The 19,363-nt window shown below is 62.2% G+C and carries 17 protein-coding genes; 8 read left to right on the top strand and 9 right to left on the bottom strand.

What is annotated here, in order from left to right; all coding sequences use genetic code 11:
• Window positions 1–246 precede the first annotated feature (246 nt).
• The 3 genes from recQ (at window position 247) to JMN22_RS07030 (ending at window position 5,001) form a co-directional block, all read left to right on the top strand.
• The gene (gene recQ, locus JMN22_RS07020) at window positions 247–2,373 is read left to right on the top strand and encodes a DNA helicase RecQ (RefSeq protein ID WP_030141132.1); all 2,127 of its coding nucleotides are present in this window, start codon (window positions 247–249) and stop codon (window positions 2,371–2,373) included.
• A gap of 117 nt (window positions 2,374–2,490) precedes the next feature.
• Complete coding sequence (locus JMN22_RS07025; protein ID WP_030141131.1) at window positions 2,491–2,925, top strand: MarR family transcriptional regulator; 435 nt, start codon at window positions 2,491–2,493, stop codon at window positions 2,923–2,925.
• A gap of 111 nt (window positions 2,926–3,036) precedes the next feature.
• The gene (locus JMN22_RS07030; protein WP_198797701.1) at window positions 3,037–5,001 is read left to right on the top strand and encodes a FimV/HubP family polar landmark protein; all 1,965 of its coding nucleotides are present in this window, start codon (window positions 3,037–3,039) and stop codon (window positions 4,999–5,001) included.
• Window positions 5,002–5,132: 131 nt separating this feature from the next.
• Here the strand turns inward: JMN22_RS07030 and JMN22_RS07035 are convergent, their stop codons facing one another.
• Window positions 5,133–7,334 carry a patatin-like phospholipase family protein gene (locus JMN22_RS07035; RefSeq protein ID WP_030141129.1) on the bottom strand — a complete coding sequence of 734 codons (2,202 nt, stop codon included), beginning with the start codon at window positions 7,332–7,334 and terminating at the stop codon, window positions 5,133–5,135.
• A 71-nt stretch (window positions 7,335–7,405) separates the two neighbouring features.
• Between JMN22_RS07035 and JMN22_RS07040 the strand changes: the two genes are divergently transcribed.
• Window positions 7,406–7,693, top strand: a complete 288-nt coding sequence (locus JMN22_RS07040) for a SelT/SelW/SelH family protein (protein ID WP_030141128.1) — start codon at window positions 7,406–7,408, stop codon at window positions 7,691–7,693.
• Between the two features lie 6 nt (window positions 7,694–7,699).
• Here the strand turns inward: JMN22_RS07040 and JMN22_RS07045 are convergent, their stop codons facing one another.
• Together JMN22_RS07045 and JMN22_RS07050 are read right to left on the bottom strand one after the other, a co-directional pair.
• On the bottom strand, window positions 7,700–8,590 hold the full coding sequence (locus tag JMN22_RS07045; RefSeq protein WP_030141127.1) for a DMT family transporter: 891 nt from the start codon (window positions 8,588–8,590) through the stop codon (window positions 7,700–7,702).
• Window positions 8,591–8,682: 92 nt separating this feature from the next.
• Entirely contained in the window at window positions 8,683–9,432 is a 750-nt protein-coding gene (locus JMN22_RS07050; protein WP_198797702.1) for a helix-turn-helix transcriptional regulator, read from the bottom strand.
• 135 nt (window positions 9,433–9,567) lie between these two features.
• Between JMN22_RS07050 and JMN22_RS07055 the strand changes: the two genes are divergently transcribed.
• Entirely contained in the window at window positions 9,568–10,386 is an 819-nt protein-coding gene (locus JMN22_RS07055) for a UDP-2,3-diacylglucosamine diphosphatase (RefSeq protein WP_030141125.1), read from the top strand.
• A 129-nt stretch (window positions 10,387–10,515) separates the two neighbouring features.
• On the opposite strand, the gene JMN22_RS07060 is transcribed toward JMN22_RS07055, so the two are convergent.
• Together JMN22_RS07060 and JMN22_RS07065 are read right to left on the bottom strand one after the other, a co-directional pair.
• A complete protein-coding gene (locus JMN22_RS07060; protein WP_030141124.1) occupies window positions 10,516–11,100 on the bottom strand; it encodes an HD domain-containing protein in 585 nt (194 codons plus the stop codon).
• 11 nt (window positions 11,101–11,111) lie between these two features.
• The gene (locus JMN22_RS07065; RefSeq protein ID WP_030141123.1) at window positions 11,112–11,423 is read right to left on the bottom strand and encodes a DUF962 domain-containing protein; all 312 of its coding nucleotides are present in this window, start codon (window positions 11,421–11,423) and stop codon (window positions 11,112–11,114) included.
• Between the two features lie 157 nt (window positions 11,424–11,580).
• On the opposite strand from JMN22_RS07065, the gene JMN22_RS07070 reads away from it, so the two are divergent.
• On the top strand, window positions 11,581–12,636 hold the full coding sequence (locus JMN22_RS07070) for an AraC family transcriptional regulator (protein ID WP_198797703.1): 1,056 nt from the start codon (window positions 11,581–11,583) through the stop codon (window positions 12,634–12,636).
• Here JMN22_RS07070 and JMN22_RS07075 read toward each other — a convergent pair.
• The gene (locus tag JMN22_RS07075; protein ID WP_030141121.1) at window positions 12,593–14,047 is read right to left on the bottom strand and encodes a TrkH family potassium uptake protein; all 1,455 of its coding nucleotides are present in this window, start codon (window positions 14,045–14,047) and stop codon (window positions 12,593–12,595) included. The two genes, JMN22_RS07070 and JMN22_RS07075, sit on opposite strands and share 44 nt — an antisense overlap.
• Before the next feature lie 155 nt (window positions 14,048–14,202).
• On the opposite strand from JMN22_RS07075, the gene JMN22_RS07080 reads away from it, so the two are divergent.
• A complete protein-coding gene (locus JMN22_RS07080) occupies window positions 14,203–14,766 on the top strand; it encodes an NAD(P)H nitroreductase (RefSeq protein ID WP_198797704.1) in 564 nt (187 codons plus the stop codon).
• Between the two features lie 193 nt (window positions 14,767–14,959).
• Here the strand turns inward: JMN22_RS07080 and JMN22_RS07085 are convergent, their stop codons facing one another.
• From JMN22_RS07085 to phhA, 3 genes are all read right to left on the bottom strand, one after another.
• Window positions 14,960–16,153 (bottom strand): amino acid aminotransferase, encoded by a 1,194-nt coding sequence (locus tag JMN22_RS07085; protein WP_198797705.1) that lies wholly within the window; start codon window positions 16,151–16,153, stop codon window positions 14,960–14,962.
• Complete coding sequence (locus tag JMN22_RS07090; protein WP_030141118.1) at window positions 16,153–16,509, bottom strand: 4a-hydroxytetrahydrobiopterin dehydratase; 357 nt, start codon at window positions 16,507–16,509, stop codon at window positions 16,153–16,155. The genes JMN22_RS07085 and JMN22_RS07090 overlap by 1 nt, the downstream gene beginning before the upstream one ends.
• A 99-nt stretch (window positions 16,510–16,608) precedes the next feature.
• Window positions 16,609–17,394: a phenylalanine 4-monooxygenase gene (gene phhA / locus JMN22_RS07095; protein WP_198797706.1), complete on the bottom strand. Its 786-nt coding sequence runs from the start codon at window positions 17,392–17,394 to the stop codon at window positions 16,609–16,611.
• A 328-nt stretch (window positions 17,395–17,722) separates the two neighbouring features.
• On the opposite strand from phhA, the gene JMN22_RS07100 reads away from it, so the two are divergent.
• The gene (locus JMN22_RS07100; RefSeq protein WP_198797707.1) at window positions 17,723–19,282 is read left to right on the top strand and encodes a sigma-54-dependent transcriptional regulator; all 1,560 of its coding nucleotides are present in this window, start codon (window positions 17,723–17,725) and stop codon (window positions 19,280–19,282) included.
• The last annotated feature ends 81 nt before the right edge of the window (window positions 19,283–19,363 follow it).

The raw sequence follows: 19,363 nt of genomic DNA on the forward strand, positions 1-19,363 counted from the left end.
GGGCTGGCGCTCCAGCGCGCAGCGGCCCAGCGGGAGCAAGCTCCCTCGCCACAGGTTCGGTGCGCTCCCGGCCGTGATCATCACACCTCCCGTCAGCAGCCCCCTTCGCAACGAAACCCTCGGGTATACTGCCGCGTTTTGTGATGCCCTGCGGTCGGTTGGAAACGCGCACTTACGATTTGCCGGTGCAGCGTTTGTGATTCTGAACCAGCCTTGCAGGGATGTTTCGGTGATTTTGGAGTTTCTATGCTCGAACAGGCTCAACGCGTTCTCAAGGACATCTTCGGCTACGACAGTTTCCGTGGCCGCCAGGGTGCCATTATTGAGCGCGTGGCCAGCGGTGGCGATGCCCTGGTGCTCATGCCCACCGGCGGCGGCAAGTCGCTGTGCTTCCAGGTGCCGGCCCTGTTGCGCAACGGCCTGGCGGTGGTGGTTTCGCCGCTGATCGCTTTGATGGACGACCAGGTCGCCACCCTTGAAGAATTGGGTGTCGCCGCTGCGGCGCTGAACTCCACCTTGAGCGCCGAGCAGCAACGGGACTTGGCCGCGAGGATCAAGCGTGGCGAGGTAAAAATGCTCTACCTGGCGCCGGAACGCCTCGTGCAGCCACGCATGCTGGCGTTTTTGCAGAGCCTGGAAATCGCCCTGTTTGCCATCGACGAAGCCCACTGCGTGTCCCAATGGGGCCATGATTTCCGTCGTGAATACCTGCAATTGGGGCAGTTGGCGGAATTGTTCCCCGACGTCCCGCGTATCGCCCTGACCGCCACGGCCGACAAGCGTACCCGCGAGGAAATCGTCGACCGGCTGCATTTGCAGAATGCCGAGCGGTTCCTCTCCAGTTTTGACCGTCCGAACATTTTCTACCGCATCGTGCCCAAGGAGCAGCCGCGCAAGCAGTTGCTGGCGTTCCTTGCCGAGCGACGCAGCGACGCGGGCATTGTCTATTGCCTGTCGCGCAAGAAGGTCGAGGAAGTGGCGGCGTTCCTCAGCGAACAGGGTTTTCCGGCGTTGCCCTATCATGCCGGCCTGCCCAACGATTTGCGGGCCTATCACCAGAAGCGCTTCCTCAACGAGGAAGGCCTGATCATGGTGGCCACCGTGGCGTTCGGCATGGGCATCGACAAGCCCAACGTGCGTTTCGTCGCTCACCTGGATTTGCCCAAGTCGCTGGAAGCCTATTACCAGGAAACCGGGCGTGCCGGTCGTGACGGCTTGCCAGCCGATGCCTGGATGGCCTACGGCCTGCAAGACGTGGTGATGCTCAAGCAGATGTTGCAGAACTCCGAGGGCGATGAGCGGCACAAGCGCCTGGAGCAGCACAAGCTCGACGCCATGCTGTCGCTGTGCGAAGAGACCCGCTGCCGTCGCCAGACCTTGCTGGCCTATTTCGACGAAGACATGCCCCAGCCCTGCGGCCATTGCGACAATTGCGTCGATGGCGTGGAAACCTGGGACGCCACGGAGCCGGCCCGCCAGGCGTTGTCGGCGATTTATCGCACGGGCCAGCGCTACGGCGTCGGGCATCTGGTGGATGTGTTGCTGGGCAAGGACAACGAGAAAGTCCGCAGCTTCGGCCACCAGCACCTGTCTGTGTTTGGCGTGGGCAAGGCCCGCAGCGAGAGTGAATGGCGCTCGTTGTTCCGGCAGTTGGTTGCGCGCGGCCTGGCGGACATCGACCTGGAAGGCTACGGCGGCCTGCGCCTGAGTGCGACGTGCCGGCCCTTGCTCAAGGGCGAAGTCACCCTGGAACTGCGCCGCGACCTCAAGCCGGCGACCGCGGTCAAGAGCAGCAAGAGCCAGGCCAGCCAATTGGTGCGCGGCGAAGAGCGTGACCAGTGGGAAGCATTGCGCGCCCTGCGCCGCAAGCTGGCCGAGGAACACGGCGTGCCGCCGTACGTCATCTTTCCCGATTCCACTTTGCTGGAAATGCTCCGCAGCCAACCGACCTCCCTGGCGGAAATGGCCCGGGTCAGCGGCGTTGGCGCACGCAAGCTGGAGCGTTACGGCGAGGCCTTCCTCCAAGTGCTGGGCGGCGAAGCCGAGACCCCGCCGGCGGTGGCCGACGTTCGCCATGAACTCATCACCCTGGCGCGGGCCGGCATGACCCCGCTGCAGATTGCCAGTCAATTGCAGTGCTCGGAAAAGAACGTCTACACGATGCTGGCCGAGGCCATTGGTCAACAACAGCTTTCGTTGGAGCAAGCGCTGGACCTGCCTGAAGAACTGATGGGCGAGGTCCAGGATGCGTTTCTCGATGGCGAAGGCGAGCTGCCTCCCGTATCGGAAGTCGCCGCGTTGTTCGCAGGGCGGGTTCCGGAAGGGGTCCTGTATTGCGTCAGGGCCGCACTGCAGTCGGAATTCGAAGTCTGATCAAACAGTTACGCTCCTTTAACGATTCACTACAGCGCGAGCCTTGCCTGAATCCAAAGGTCATGCTTAGCTGACTAATAATTAGTTTTTCTCTATTTCAGATTTGATGAGTTTTTTATGCCTTTGACCGATCAACACCGTTTTGGCATGCAACTGGCGCAGATGTCCCGTGGCTGGCGCGCCGAGCTGGACCGTCGCCTCGCCGGGCTGGGCCTGTCCCAGGCGCGTTGGCTGGTGCTGCTGCACCTGGCCCGTTTCGAACAGGCCCCGACCCAACGGGAGCTGGCCCAGAGCGTTGCGGTCGAAGGCCCGACCCTGGCCCGTTTGCTCGACAGCCTGGAAACCCAGGGCCTGGTTCAACGCCAGGCCGTGGCCGAGGACCGCCGCGCCAAGAAGATCGTACTGTGCGCGCCGGCATTGCCGCTGATCGAGCAAATCGAAACCATTGCCACGCAGTTGCGCCGGGAGTTGTTCGAAGGCGTCGACGAAGCGGACATGCGCGTTTGCATGCGGGTCCACGGCACGATCCTGGCCAACCTGGAAAGATCCTGAGGCATATCCCTGGCGCCAGACCTTTGAGATTCGGTGGTTAGCGAACTATAACCAGTACTAGGCGATCGTATTGGAAGCGTTTCGCACAGGTCGTTGATCAAAGGGATACCCATGCTTGAAAGTTTGCAGTCCACGTTGCGCAGTTGGATCAACGTGTCGGTCGTCGTGGGTGCCCTGGGGTTTCCCGCCTTGGCGTCGGCGCTGGGGCTTGGGGAAATCACGCTTCATTCCGCCTTGAACCAACCGTTGCGCGCCGATATCGCCCTGGTTGATGCGGCGGGACTCAGCGAGGGAGATCTTTCCGCCAGCCTGGCGAGTCCGGACGACTTCAGCCGTGCTGGGGTGGAGCGCGTTTTTTTTCTCAACAACCTGCGTTTCACCCCCGTGCTGCGGGGCGGACGCAGTTTCATCCGGGTGACCTCCAGCAAACCGGTGGAGGAACCGTTCCTCAACTTCCTCGTACAGCTCAACCAGCCCAACGGGCGCCTGTTGCGCGAATACACCGTGCTGATCGATCCGCCCGGTACGCCAGGCCTGGTGCCGACCGTCGACGAACCCTCCAGCTCGGCCGAGGCGACACCCGCCATCAAGCCGCCCCCGGCAACACAGGGCAAGCGCTACACCGTCGTGCAGGGCGACAATCCCTGGGTGATCGCCAAGCGTCTGCATGATGCGGGCAGCAATGCGTCGGTCAATGAACTGATGCAGGGTATCCAGGCGCTGAACCCTGGCAGCGAGCGACTTTCCATCGGCCAGCGCTTGTTGCTGCCTGATTCGGCCATCTTGCCAGCGCCAGCCCAAAAATCTGCCGCCCCGGCTCCCGCAGCGATCGACAGCAATACCGAGCAATTGGCCGCCAGCGTGCTGCAAAGCCAGCAGCAACAGCAGACCATCGAACAATTGCAGGCTCGGATCCACGCCCAGGATCAGGAAATCGCCGGGCAACGCCAGCAGATCAGCGAGCTTCAAGCGCAACTGACCCAGGCCTCGCCACCTGCGATGACCTCGGAACTTGCCCCTGAACCTGCCGAATCCACCGAACCCGCATCGGCAGTCGAGGCGGCGCCAGTGGCGGAAACCGAAGGCATCGACTGGCTGTGGGTGGCTGGATTGGCGGGAATGCTTGGGTTGCTGGCGCTTTTGCTGTTCCTGCGTCATCGGCAACAGCAGGAGACGGCGGACCCGGTGCCATTGACCGCCCGTCCCGACCTGGCCCTGGACGACAACACCGACACCTATATGGAGAGCGCGGATGCAGAGCCCCCCGAAGTCGCCGCGTCGTTCAACAACGGTGATGCTCCTCTGGGAGACGTGCTCGAAGGTGTGGGAATCTACCTGACCTATGGCCGTTTCACCGAAGCTGCCGGCCTGCTGCGCGCGGCATTGCTGGCCGAGCCGGAGCGTACCGACCTGGGGCTCAAGTTGTTGGATGTGCTGGGCAAGCAGGGCGATGTCATCGGCTTCCAGGCCCAGGAGAACCACCTCTTGTCCCAAGGCGTCGATCACCAGACGCTGGAGGAAACCCGCAAGCGCTACCCCAAGATCGCCATGGTTAACGCTCCGATGGAGACGCCCCCGGAGCCCCCGGCTCCAATGCTCGCCCCCGAACCTGTTGCCGCGCCCAGTGATGAGTTCGAGTTGAACCTGGATGGGCTCTCCCTGGAGAACAGTTGGGACCTGGCCGATGATCCGTCGGCGGCTCCTGTACCCGGAACGCCGCCGTCTACCCGTGCCGACACGCTGGCGCTATCAGGCTTCGACGAACCGGACCTGCAATGGGGCGCACCGTTGGAAACCGAGTCGCTGGATGATGATTTCCTCGATGGGTTTGCCGACGAAGAGCAGGCGCTGGAACTGGAACCGCTGTCCGTTGAGCCTGAGTTCGAGTCACTGTCCCTGGAACCTGTGCCCTTCGAGCTGCAGGCGTCGGAGCATTCGGAAAAGCTGGAAGAAGCGCAGAATTGCATCGATGAAGGCGACCTGAAGAGCGCCATCACCTTGCTGGAAGAGTTGTTGCAAGAGGGCGATGAACCGCTCAGGGAAACCGCCCGAGTCTTGTTGGCCGGGATTCGTTGAGGCGATTGCGCGGCCGACGGGAATCCAGCGTGGGAGCGAGCTTGCTCGCGATGACTGAGCCGTAGCCAACATCATCGCCGACTGAGTGATCGCCATCGCGAGCAAGCTCGCTCCCACAATTTGAAACGGTTCTAGAACGTCTGCCCCAGGTTCAGATACACCGCCTGCTCATCGTCATCGTTGAAGCCGTAGCTGAAATTCAATGGCCCCAACGGCGTGTCGAAACCCAGGAAGACACTGGCGGCGTTGATGTAGCCACTGTCGAACTCGTTGTCGTTGTTCCACGCCCGGCCGCGCTCCAGCGAGCCGCCGATGTACAAGGGGAAATCCAAGGGCAGGTACGCCCGAGGCGTGAGCCGGCGGTAATACACGGCGCGCATCAGGCTCATGTTCTGGCCGGATATCCCATCCTCGCGAAAGCCCGACAATTGCCGCGCGCCGCCGAGGACGAAACTGGAGGTCACGACTTCGGCCGTGTCCAGCGTTCGACCGTAGCGCCCGCCCAGGATGAAGGTGTCCGGGCCGCTGCTCAGGGCCTTGTCCAGCTTGAATTCCCACTGGCGGTAACGTTGATCGGACCCCAGGCCAGGTTCGTATTGGCGCCATGACAGGCCGATGTCTTCACCTTCATGGGGGAAGTAGACGCTGTCCAGGGAGTCGAACGAATACTTTAGCTCGTAGAAGCCTTCGTTGAAGTTTTCGCTAGGCTGGTCGTGATCGCCAATACGCACGTCCGCCTTGCCCCAGGCCTGGCCAACCCCGAAGCGGATCTCTCCGCTGTTGCCGATCTGGCGACCCAGGTTCAGACCGAAGCCATAGCGCTCGACCCGATATTGGGCCACCGGATCGTTATCCAGAATCGACTCGACGTTGCGCGATTCGAACTGCCCGTAAGGCGCGATGAAGTAGCGTGAGCCGACGTCCAGCGGTTGATAGAACTCGCTGTACAGCTCCTGTTTGTCGCCGATCTGCGCCCGGGTCAGCCATTCGGCGCCCAGGCGATTGATGCCGTTGACCCGGTAACTGGCGCCGAGGTTGAAAGCGCTGTCACCGCGCATGTCGTCCGACAGGCTCAGGCCCACGCGCAAGTAATCAGTGCCGGTGCGTCTGCCCCGGGCATTGATCACCAGCGTGTTGTCCGCGCCTTTGTGCACGACGCGGTATTGCACCTGCTCGAAGTAATCCAGGCCGTACAGCGTGCCCATGTCGGTCTGCAGGCGGCCCAGGTCCAGCGGTTCGCCGATCTGCTGGCGAATGTAATAGCGGATCACGTCGTCGCCGACTTTAGAATCGTTTTCCACCCGGATCGCGGTGATGGTCGGAGTGCGCTCACTGGGGGTACGCGCCGCCATCAGCACGGCGTCGGTCGGCTCGGCGGGCCGCAAGTGCGCCAGGCGCGCTTCGAGTATCCGTGTGGCGCGGTAACCGGCGTCGACTATTTCCTGCGCCCGACCGAAGTCGGTGGAACCGAAGCTTGCCAGGGCCGGCTGGATCAACACGTCTTCTTTTCCCAACGTGGCCAACTGCTCTTCGGAGTTGCGTCGGGTCATCAGCGTTGTCGACTGGTTCAGCACATCCACCACGGTGACCAATTGCTTGCGGGTGCGCAGCGGTGTGCCGATGTCGACCACGATGGCCACGTCCACGCCCATTTCCCGAGCCACGTCCAATGGGATGTTGTCGGCCATGCCGCCGTCCACCAGCAGGCGACCGTCCAGTTCCACCGGGGCGAATACGGCGGGGATCGACATGCTGGCGCGGATGACCTTGGGAAGATGGCCTTTGCGAAACACGACTTTTTCGCCGGTGGCGATGTCGGTTGCCACCGCGCGGAAGGGGATCGGTAGTTTGTCGAAATCCCGGGTGTCACTGGCGTGGGCCAGCAGGCTTTCCAGGAGCAGGGCAAGATTCTGTCCCTGGATCACCCCCAGCGGCAGGCCGAGGCTGCCGTCGTCGCGAAAGCTCAGTTTCTGCTTGACCAGGAAATCCCGGTCGTCCTGTTTGCGCCGAAAGGGCACGTCCTTGCGGGGCGGGGCATCGGACAGGGCTTGCTGCCAATCGATGCCCAGGGCGAGCTTCTCCAGTTCATCGATCTTGTAGCCCGAGGCATAGAGCCCGCCGATGACTGCGCCCATGCTGGTGCCGGCAATGGCATCGATCTTGATGCCTTGTTCTTCCAGGGCCTTGAGCACGCCGATGTGGGCCAGGCCACGGGCCGCGCCACCGGACAGTACCAAGCCGATCTTTGGGCGCGGTGTCTCAACGGCAGGCTCGTTGGCATGGCCGAGCAAGGGCAATAGCAGAAGAAGCAGGCAAGGCAGCAGGCGGCGCATGGTCGATCTCGGAGCGGGCGATCAAAGGCGAGTAGTATAACGACGCCTTTGTAACCAGGAGTTCAGCCGCAATGAGCGCACACAAACCGGAAATCATCATCACTTACTGCACCCAGTGCCAATGGCTGCTGCGGGCCGCCTGGCTGGCCCAGGAACTGCTCAGCACATTCGGCGACGACCTCGGCAAGGTGTCCCTGGTGCCGGGCACTGGTGGGGTTTTTCATATTGGCTGCGATGGCACGCAGATCTGGGAACGCAAGGCCGACGGTGGATTCCCCGAGGCCAAGGTGCTCAAGCAGCGGGTCCGTGACCAGATCGACCCGGCGCGCGACCTGGGGCACAACGACAGAATTCAATGAACGGGATCAGTGAGACGGCGCCTGGGCACCGGCGCTGGATTTCTTCGTGCCGTCCAGTTGGCTCGACACCACGATCGCAACGATGATCAGCACGCCACCGAGCAACATGCGCAGCGTCGGGTTTTCATCGAACAGCAACCAGGCGATGGTAATGCCGTAGACCGGCTCCATGGCGAACACCACGGCGGCGGTGCGGGCCTTGATCACCGCCAGGCTGGCGACGAAAAGGCTGTGGGCCAGGCCGGTGCAGAACACGCCCAGCAGGCCGATCCACAACCAGTCGAGGGGGCGAACGTCGCTCAGTTGCGGTGCAGCCATCGGCAACAGGCAGAGGCCGACCACGACGTTCTGGCACAGCGCGGCCTGCACCGGCGGCACATGGGCGGAGCCGGCGCGATTGGTCAGCGACAACAGTGAGAACAACAGCCCCGAGGCCACCGCCCAGAGCAGGCCTGTGGTGGCGCCGCTGGCCAGGTCGAAGTCCGGCGTCACGAGCACCAGGCCGATGCTCACCAGGACCACCAGGAGGATTTCGTTGGCGCGGATTCGTTCGCGGAAAACCAGCCCTTCGAGCAGCACGGTGAAGGCCGGGAAACTGGCGAATCCCAACGTGGCGATCGCGACGCCGGCGACTTTCACCGAAATGAAGAAACTCACCCAGTGCCCGGTCAACAAGAGGCCGCCCAGCAGCAACCGGCGCATGTCCCGGCCCTGGAGTTTCTGCCAGCGGGTAGGGCTGGCGAATCGGGCAAACGCCGCCAGGGCTAGCACGGCGAATACCGCGCGGCCAAACACGATCACGGCGGGCGAGGCCGCGGCGAGTTTGCCGAAGACGCCGGTCAGGCCGAACATGAGTGCGCCGATGTGCAGGGCGCCGAGGGCGGTACGGGGTGTCATTGCAATCCTTGTTCAACGGTTGGACGTCTGGCTATTAAGCCCGTCGCCAGCCGTTTTTGTCTGTCGCGATCCTAGCGATTTTTAGCGCGAGACTAGCGTGGCCGCCGAAGCTTGCCCGGCGAGACGCCGAATTCGCGCAACACGGCCGCGGCAAAGGCGCTTTGCGAACTGTAGCCAACCCGTTGGGCGATTTCGCCGATCGGCAGGTGCGAGTCACGCAGCAACGCCACGGCCTTGTGCAAGCGGCGGCTGCGGATGTAGTCCATTGGCGTCTGCCCGCATTCGGCGACGAAACGGGCATGCAGGCGCGCACTGGAAAGCCCGGCGACCTGCGCCAGGTCCGCGACTTGCAGCGGGTAGGCGGCATATTGGTCGATGTGGGCGTTGAGTGCGGCATAGGGCAGGCGTCGGCCGCCGGTGGTTTCCTGGCGCCCGCCGTTGAGGCTGGCGAGCAACAATACCGCGCCTTGCTGGGCGATCACCGGGTCGTGCACCGGGCTGCCGGCCAGCCAACTGACCAACTGGCTTTGCCCTGCATCCAGGAGCAGGCGAGTATTGCTGTCGAGCAAGCGACGGCTCGCGTCGGCATGATCGCCCAGGCATTGCCCGACCCACTCATCGTCCGGCACGTCCAGCACCAGGCAGCGGCTGCCCTGTGGACTGCCGCACGCATGATGGGCGCCCGCCGGCACGACCACGAAACTCTGCTGCACCACCTGGCTGCCACGCCCTTCGACTTCGAAGTCCAGCGCGCCGGACAAGCCAAACACCAGTTGCGCGTGGTCGTGGCTGTGGTCAATCAGATCGTGGCTGTAGTGGCGTAGCGTGAGGATCGGTCTCATCGCAGTCTCCCGTCGTTGGCGGTCAGTCTACACCGAGGGCGCGGCGCCTCGCGCTGTCATGCAATCGACTTATTGTTGTCATGGGGCATTAACCGCTGGGGTGCACTGTGGTGAAAACGATCAGAGGGTTGCCCAATGACCAGCGCCGAGCTCGCCAGACCCAGCCGCAAGCAGCGTGTTCGCACCCTGTGGATTTCCGACGTGCACCTGGGCACCCGTGATTGCCAGGCCGAGCACCTGTCGCACTTCCTCAAGGGCTACCACGCCGACAAAATCTACCTGGTGGGCGATATCATCGACGGCTGGAAGCTGCGTGGCGGCATGTATTGGCCCCAGGCCCACACCAACGTCATTCGTCGCTTGCTGACCATGAGCAAGCGCGGCACCGAGGTGATCTATGTCACCGGCAACCATGACGAATTCCTGCGGCGTTATTCGAAACTGATCCTCGGTAATATCCAATTGGTGGACGAGGCGGTGCATGTGACCGCCGACGGTCGGCATCTGCTGGTGATTCATGGCGATCAGTTCGATGTGATTACTCGTTATCACCGTTGGCTGGCGTTTCTCGGGGATTCGGCCTACGAATTCACGCTGACGCTCAACCGCTGGCTCAATCACTGGCGGGCCCGCTATGGCTATGGTTACTGGTCGCTGTCGGCATACCTCAAGCACAAGGTCAAGACCGCCGTCAGTTTCATCAGCGACTTTGAAGAAGCCATCGCCCATGAATGTGTGAAGCGAGAACTGCATGGCGTGGTGTGCGGGCACATCCACCATGCCGAGATCCGTCAGGTCGGCGAGGTGGAGTATCTCAACTGCGGCGACTGGGTCGAATCCTGCACCGCGCTGATCGAGCATTGGGACGGGACGATCGAGTTGTATCGCCTGGCGGACGCCCAGGCGCGGGAGGCGCTGCTCAAGGCTGAATTGAAAGTGGCTGAGCCTGCCTGAAGACCACATAAGGCCCGTGGCGAGGGAGCTTGCTCCCGCTGGGGTGCGCAGCAGCCCCTTTTTGTGAGCGCTTCGCACTCAAGCGGGAGCAAGCTCCCTCGCCACGGAATTTGCTGCGTCTGCAATAAATCAGGGCTGCTCTGCCATCGCCGCCTTGTAGATCGATTGCTTCGGCGCGGCGAACACCCTTTCCAGCATCGGCTCGAAGAAACTCAGCGGCAGCGTGTCGTACTCGGGATCGAACGCCGCAGCATCGTATTTTGCGCAGAAATCAATGGTGGCCTGGTATTGCGGATGTTCGAGAAACTGCTCGCGCAGATGCCGATCCATGCCCAGGTGATGGAAAAAATAATAGCCCTGGAAAATCCCGTGTTTCTCCACCATCCACAGGTTTTCGGCGCTGACGAACGGCTTGAGGATCGCCGCGGCGATGTCCGGGTGGTTGTAGCTGCCCAGCGTGTCACCGATGTCGTGGAGCAGGGCGCAGACCACGTACTCTTCGTCCCGCCCGTCACGGTAGGCGCGGGTGGCGGTTTGCAGGGAGTGGGTCAGGCGATCCACCGGGAACCCGCCAAAATCGCCGTCGAGTAATTTCAGATGGGCCAGGACCCGCCCCGGCAACTGCCGCGCATAGGCGCTGAAGTCCGCCGCGATGATCGCCCAGTCATCCCGGGTCCCGTCCTGCATGTGGGTGAAGCGCGCATGAGTATCCACCGGCAATCCTCCTAGAACGCCACCTTGCCGAGCAGCATGTCGCGGTACATGACGAAGTCACCGAGCAGGCTGTAGAGGGGATGTTGGAAAGTGGCAGGACGGTTTTTCTCGAAGAAAAAATGCCCGATCCAGGCGAAGCCATAGCCCGCCACTGGCAGGGCGACCCACAGCCACCAGGCGCCAACCACCAGCGCCATGGCGAAAACCAGCAAGACCAGCGAAGTGCCGACGAAGTGCAAGCGTCGGCAGATGCTGTTGCTGTGTTCGCTGAGGTAGTACGGGTAGAACTCGGCGAAGGTGTTGAAGTGTTTGGTGTTTTCCAAGACTGCAGGCTCTTTGGTTTTGTTGTGAACCGATGTTTCAGGGGTATCGGATCTGAGTTTAGAGCGGTCACTCGTAACAGCCAGTGACAATCAGCGCCACTTTAGTATCCTTCGCAAATCCAGCCGTACCCTGCGGCTCGTCATGCAAGTAAACGTCATGAGCGAACGAACCACTTCTTCAAGCTGGGCGATGGGGATTGTCAAGGCGTTGGAAATGGACGGCCTGGACTGTCGGGCGCTGTTCAAGCAACTGGGGCTGGATTTCGCGGCGCTGGACGATCCTGATGCGCGTTTCCCCCAGGACTCGATGACGCGGCTCTGGCAACTGGCGGTGGAGTTGTCGGGCAACCCGGCCATCGGCCTGAACCTGGGCAAGGTGGTGCGCCCGGCATCGTTCCATGTGGTCGGTTACGCGTTGATGTCCAGCCGCACGCTGGCCGAAGGGTTCCAGCGGCTGGTGCGTTATCAGCGGATCATTGCCGAAAGTGCTGACTTGAGCTTCCGTCACTTGGAGGAAGGCTACGGGTTGATCCTGACCGTCCACGGCGATCACCTGCCACCGACCCGGCAAAGCGCCGAAGCGTCGCTGGCCTGCGCGCTGGCCCTGTGCAACTGGCTGACCGGACGGCCCTTGCATCCGGTGAAGGTACTGTTCCAGGGCGCCGAACCCGTTGACATTGCACCTTATCAACGAGCCTTCGGTGCGCCGTTGGTGTTCGATGCTTCCTGCGACGCGCTGATTTTCCAGCAAGGCGACATGGAGGCGCCGTTGCCCACCGCCAACGAGGCCATGGCGCTGCTCCATGACCGGTTTGCGGGGGAGTACCTGGCGCGGTTCTCCGGCAGTCGCGTGACTCACCAGGCGCGCCAAGTGCTGTGTCGGCTGCTTCCCCAGGGCGAGCCCAAGCGTGACGTGGTGGCGCAGACGCTGCACCTGTCGCAACGCACCTTGCAGCGGCGCTTGCAGGAAGAGGGCACCAGTTTCCAGAGTCTGCTGGACGACACCCGACGTGAGCTGGCCGAGCAATACCTGGCGCAGCCGAGCATGACCCTGCTGGAAATTGCTTATCTGTTGGGGTTTGCCGACCCGAGCAACTTTTTCCGGGCCTTCCGTCGTTGGTTCGGTACCACGCCTGGCGACTATCGGGCGCGGGGCGTGGCCAAGCCGGTCAGTGACGCCAGAACGCCGGAATACACAGCACGAACACCGTAATGATCTCCAATCGGCCCAGCAGCATGCCAGCCGAGAGAATCCATTTGGCCGCGTCCGGCAGCGGGGCAAAGTTGCCGGCCGGGCCGATGGTCTCGCCGAGCCCCGGGCCGACGCCGGACACCGTGCTCGCCGCGCCGGTCAACGCCGTCATCCATTCCACGCCCAACAGGGACAGCAGCAGGGCGATCACGCAAATGGTGATGGCGAAGAAGAACGAGAAGGTCAGGATCGAGCGCACGATTTCTTCGTCGAGGCGATGGCCGTTGTACTTCTGCTTGATCACCGCACGCGGGTGAATCAGTTGATTAAGGTTGGCCCGGAGCAGGATATAGGCAACCTGGAAACGGAAAATCTTGATCCCGCCGGCGGTCGAGCCCGAGCAGCCGCCGACGAATCCCAGGTAGAAGAACAGCATCAGCGAGAAATTGCCCCACAGGCTGTAGTCCCCCAGGGCGAAACCGGTGGTGGTGACGATGGAGGTCACGTTCAGCGCCACGTGTCGCAGCGCGTCGAGCCAATGCAGGTCGGTGGTCGCCCAATACCAGGTGCCAAGCACCAGCCAAGTGACCAGCAGCACGCCGATCAGGCCTTGGACTTGCTGGTCCTTGATCAGCGCCCGGCGATTGCCTCGCAGCATCGAAACGTACAAGGCGAACGGCAGGCTGCCGAGGATCATGATGACGATCGCGACCCAATGCACCGCTGGCTGGGTCCATTTGGCCAGCGACAGGTCCGAGGTCGAGAAACCACCGGTGGAAATCGCCGACATCGAATGGTTGATCGCATCGAACAGGCTCATCCCGGCCCACCAGAGCGCCAGCGTGCCGAGGATGGTGATGCCCACGTAGGACGCCACGATCAGCCGTGCCACCATGTGCGAGCGCGGCATGACCTTTTCCGAGCGGTCGGACGATTCCGTCTGGAACAGCCGCATGCCACCGATGCGCAACAGCGGCAGGATCGCCACGGCCATGCCGATAAAGCCGATACCGCCGAGCCAGTGCAGCAACGAACGCCACATCAGGATGCCCGGCGACATCGTATCCAGGCCGCTCAACACCGTCGCCCCGGTGGCGGTAATCCCCGACATGCTTTCGAAGAATGAATCCGTGTAACTGATGTGTTGGGTCAGCAAAAAGGGCAGCGCGGCAAAGACACACACCACCAGCCAACTGCTGACGGTCAGCAAGTACATGTCCCGGGGGCGCAGGTGCACGTGTTCCGGGCGTCCGGGAAGGATCAGGGCCAGGCCGGCGACAAAGGTGATCATGCTCGACCAGAGGAACGAGGGCAGGTCGCTGGTGCGTTCGAAGACCAGCAGCGTCGCCATCGGCACGACCATGAAGATCGCCAGGGTGATCAGGAAGATGCCGATGATGAAACCAATGATCCGCAGGGTCGGCAACGCCATGAAGTCCGCTCGGGCTGAAGAGGAAAGGGCGCCATTCTACCTGCGACAGGTGGCATGTAAACCGGCGTCCTACTTCGCTTGTAACTGAATTTGAACTAACGAACTGGTCGCACAAGCCTCTAGAATAGCCGAACAATTTTTCCAGGAGGTGGCCGATGCAGGCTCTCGACGCTTTGCTCAACCGTGTTTCCGTCCCGCGCCTGGTGGACCCGGCGCCCACGCCGGAGCAGCGCGAAGTGATGTTCGCCGCCGCGATGCGCGCGCCCGACCATGGTCAGTTGCGGCCATGGCGTTTCCTGACGGTCGAAGGGCAGGCGCGCCATCGCATGGGGGAACTGCTGGCCGAAGCTGCACGCTTCAATGATCCGCTGGTGGCCGAAGCCGTGGTGGAAAAGGCGCTTAACGGCCCACTGCGCGCGCCTCTGGTCGTGGTAGTGATCGCCCGCCTGCAGGACCATTTCAAGATTCCGAAATCCGAGCAGCTGCTGGCGGCCGGCTGCGCGGCCCATGGCATCCTCCTGGCGGCTTATGCCCAGGGAATCGGCGGGGTCTGGCGCACGGGCGAACTGGCTTACTCGCCGCATGTGGCCAGGGGGCTGGGGCTTGAAGAGGGCGAAGAAGTGATTGGTTTCCTCTACCTCGGCACCCCGCAGAAAGAAGCGCGCACAGCGCCGCAGGAAGATATCGGGCTGTTTGTCCGGGAGTGGACGGGGCAATAACTTCTCAAGGGCGGCGGATGACTTGAGGCTGTTTGGATCCATCGTGGCGAGGGAGCTTGCTCCCGCTGGGCGGCGAAGCCGCCCCAAAGTGTCGAGCAGAGACAGCCTGACAATCCTAAGCTTCTACTTTAGGGCTGCTGCGCAGCCCAGCGGGAGCAAGCTCCCTCGCCACGAGACCAGCGGCGACAGAAAGCTACCTGCAAACATCCGCAATCGCCACCGCCAGCGCGTCCAGGCGCGTCGCATCGATGCCGGCGACGTTGGCCCGGCCGGTGCCGACCATATAGACGCTGTGGCGCTCGCGCAGCTGCTTGACCTGCCCCGGTGTCAGGCCGGTGTAGGAAAACATCCCGCGTTGCACGCCGATATGGGCAAAGCGCTCACGCAAGCCATGGGGTTCGAGCGCTTCCAGCAGGCCGCTGCGCAGTTGCGCGATGCGCAGGCGCATGGCTTCCACTTCGTCGGCCCATAAACCCTTGAGTTCCGGGTCGCCGAGGATCGTCGCTACCACCGCCGCGCCATGATCCGGCGGCGTCGACCACAGGTTGCGGGCGATGTTGGCCAGCTGGCTGCGAATGTCCACCAGCTTTTCGGCATCGCGGGCGCAGACAATCAGCGCACCGGTGCGGTCACGGTACAGGCCGAAGTTTTTCGAGCAGGAGCTGGTGACCAGCACTTCGGGCAACGCTTCGGCAAACAACCGCACGGCCCAGGCATCCTGCTCCAGCCCATCGCCAAAGCCTTGGTAGGCGAAGTCGATCAATGGCAGCAGGTCGCGGTTGCGCACCACGTCCAGCACTTGGCGCCATTGGTCGTGGGACAGGTCGAAGCCGGTCGGGTTGTGGCAGCACGCATGCAACAGCACCACATCGCCCTTCGGCACCTGGTCCAGCGTTGCCAGCATGGCCTCGAAATCGAGGCGATTGTCAGTGCCTACATAAGGGTAATGACTGGCCTTGACCCCCGCGGTGGCGAAGATGGTTTCGTGGATCGGCCAGGTCGGGTTGCTCAACCACACGCCACGGCCCGGCAGGCATTGGGCAATGAAGTCGGCACTCAAGCGCAGGGCGCCGGTGCCGCCCGGGGTCTGGGTGGCGCCGGCGCGCTGGTCGGCGATCAGCGGTGAGCCCGCCCCCAGGACCAGTGCATTGATCAACTGGCCGAACGCGGCGTCGCCATGACCGCCGATGTAAGTCTTGGTGACCTGGCGATCCACCAGCCGCTGCTCGGCCTGTTTCACTGACTGAAGAATAGGCGTCAGGCCCTGGGCGTCCTTGTAGACGCCGACGCCCAGGTCGAACTTGCCAGGATTGCTGTCCGCCCCGTAGGCCTCCATCAGGCCGAGGATCGGGTCGCCGGGCACCCGGCCGATGGCATCGAAATGCATTACTTGCGGCCCTCGGCGGTCTTGGCCACTTCGTCGGTGCGAGCGGCCATGATGAAGTCGTTGCGGTGCAAGCCCTTGATGGAGTGGCTCCACCAGGTGACGGTGACTTTGCCCCACTCGGTAAGCAGGCCTGGGTGATGCCCCTCGGCCTCGGAGATCTCACCGACCGCATTGGTGAACGCCAGGGCGTGCTTGAAATTCTTGAACAGGAAAACTTTCTCCAATTGCATCACGCCGTCGCGCACTTCGATGTTCCAGTCCGGAATCTGCTTGATCAGTACCGGCAGTTCTTCGTCGCTGACCTGTGGGGCGTCGGCGCGGCAGGCTTCGCAATGGGCTTGGTTCAGAGTGTTCATGGTGTGTTCCCGGATCGAATATTTGGAAAACGTCGATGCATCCACGCTAAAGCAAAGCCGTGTCGTGCAACAGACTCAATTGAGATCAAAAATGGCGGTTCACGCCGCTTTCGGTGGAAATTTCGGCGCGTGCAGGCCCAGTTCCCGGCCGCGCTTGACCATCCCCATGATGTCTTCGTGGGCCAGGTCGAACAGACGCTTGAGCTCGGGCAGCACGAAGTACACGGGTTGCAGGATGTCGATGCGGTAAGGCGTGCGCATGGCTTCCAGCGGATCGAAGGCCTGGTGCTCCGGCTCGTCCGACAGGCAGTACACGGTTTCCTTGGGCGAGGACAGGATGCCGCCGCCGTAGATACGCCGACCCTGCGGGGTCTCGACCAGGCCGAACTCGATGGTCATCCAATACAGGCGAGCGAGATAGACGCGTTCTTCCTTGGATGCCTGTAGGCCGAGTTTGCCGTAGGTGTGGGTAAATTCAGCGAACCAGGGGTTGGTCAACAGCGGGCAGTGGCCAAAGATCTCATGGAAGATGTCCGGCTCTTGCAGGTAATCCAGTTCTTCACGGGTGCGAATAAACGTCGCGACCGGAAACTGCTTGCTGGCAAGCAATTCGAAAAACGTCTGGAAGGGGATCAGCGCCGGCACCCGGGCAACCTGCCAGCCAGTGGTTTCGCCGAGGACTTCGTTGATTTCCCCCAACTGCGGAATGCGGTCGTGGGGCAGGCCCAGCTTGTCGATGCCGTCCAGGTATTCCTGGCACGCACGGCCCTCAAGGACTTTGAGCTGGCGGGTGATCAGCGTGTTCCACACCGCATGTTCTTCAGCGGTGTAGTGGATAAAACCCTGCGCATCGGGCTCGCGGGCCACGTACTGCGTCTGCTTCATGCTGCTCTCCTGCTGATTTCCCTCAGGGGGATGACTTGTTTGTTGTTATGTCCAGCGATGCAGTAGAGATAACTTGAAGTAGATATCTGCGCAGCAGGCTATTCCGGGGTTTAACGGCCCGTCGCCATCAAAATCGTAAAACTTTCGTTACATAAATGGGCGCGTCTCGATGTTTCGGGCATTTTCGTTTGGGAAATTTCCTACAACTGTCACATAATCTTGACGGCTATTTGCGCCGCAGCGCAGAAAACCGTGGCGAGGGAGCTTGCTCCCGCTGGGCTACGAAGTAGCCCCCCATTTCATGCTTGCAAACACATCGGGCCTTTTCATGCGCATCAAAGTCCATTGCCAGAACCGCATCGGCATCCTGCGAGACATCCTCAACCTCTTGGTGGAATACGGCATCAACGTCGCCCGGGGTGAAGTGGGGGGCGAGCATGGCAACGCGATCTACCTGCACTGCCCGAACCTGATCAACATCCAGTTCCAGGCGTTGCGTCCGAAATTCGAAGGCATTGCCGGGGTATTCGGCGTCAAGCGCGTAGGCCTGATGCCCAGCGAGCGTCGGCACATGGAGCTCAACGCCTTGCTCGGCGCCCTGGAGTTCCCGGTGTTGTCGATCGACATGGGTGGCTCCATCGTCGCGGCCAACCGGGCGGCGGCGCAGTTGCTCGGCGTGCGTGTGGACGAAGTGCCGGGAATCCCGTTGTCCCGCTACGCCGAGGATTTCGACCTGCCGGAGCTGGTGCGCGCCAACCAGTCGCGGATCAATGGGTTGCGGGTCAAGGTCAAGGGCGACGTGTTCCTGGCCGACATCGCACCGCTGCAATCGGAGCACGACGACAGCGAGGCCATGGCCGGCGCGGTGTTGACCCTGCACCGCGCTGATCGGGTGGGCGAACGCATCTATAACGTGCGCAAGCAGGAACTGCGCGGCTTCGACAGTATTTTCCAAAGCTCGAAGGTTATGGCAGCGGTGGTCCGGGAGGCCCGGCGCATGGCGCCGCTGGACGCGCCACTGTTGATCGAAGGCGAAACCGGCACGGGCAAGGAACTGCTGGCCCGCGCTTGTCACCTGGCCAGCCCGCGCGGGCAATCGCCATTAATGGCGCTCAACTGCGCCGGGTTACCCGAATCCATGGCTGAGACCGAGCTGTTCGGCTATGGCCCCGGCGCCTTCGAAGGGGCCCGGGCTGAAGGCAAGCTCGGGCTGCTGGAACTGACGGCGGGCGGCACGTTGTTTCTCGACGGGGTCGGGGAAATGAGCCCGCGCCTGCAGGTGAAACTGCTGCGCTTCCTGCAGGACGGATGCTTCCGCCGCGTAGGCAGCGATGAAGAGGTGTACCTGGATGTCCGGGTGATCTGCGCGACCCAGGTCGATTTGTCCGAACTCTGTGCCCGAGGCGAATTCCGCCAGGACTTGTACCATCGCCTGAATGTGCTTTCCCTGCACATCCCCCCGCTGCGGGAATGCCTCGACGGGCTGGCCCCGCTGGTCGAGCATTTTCTCGACCAGGCCAGTCGCCAGATCGGTTGTCCCTTGCCAAAGCTTGCTCCGGCGGCCATGGACCGCCTCAGCCATTACCACTGGCCGGGTAATGTCCGGCAATTGGAAAACGTGCTGTTCCAGGCCGTTTCCCTGTGCGACGGCGGCACGGTGAAGGCCGAGCATATTCGTCTGCCAGACTACGGCGTACGCCAACCCCTTGGCGATTTTTCCCTTGAGGGTGGCTTGGACGAGATCGTTGGGCGTTTCGAGAAAGCGGTGCTGGAACGCTTGTATTCCGAACACCCGAGCAGCCGGCAACTGGGCAAGCGGTTGGGGGTTTCCCATACGACCATTGCTAATAAGTTGCGGGAGTATGAGGTGGGAAAAGAATCACCCTAGGTACCTGATCATCGGAGTGGCGGGGAGTTGGCCGATTTTTTGCTGGGGTACCCGCACATCCAGAGTCAGTTGTCGGTTTCA

Origin of the sequence: Pseudomonas sp. HB05 (assembly GCF_016756915.1) — a bacterium.
Lineage (GTDB): Bacteria > Pseudomonadota > Gammaproteobacteria > Pseudomonadales > Pseudomonadaceae > Aquipseudomonas > Aquipseudomonas alvandae.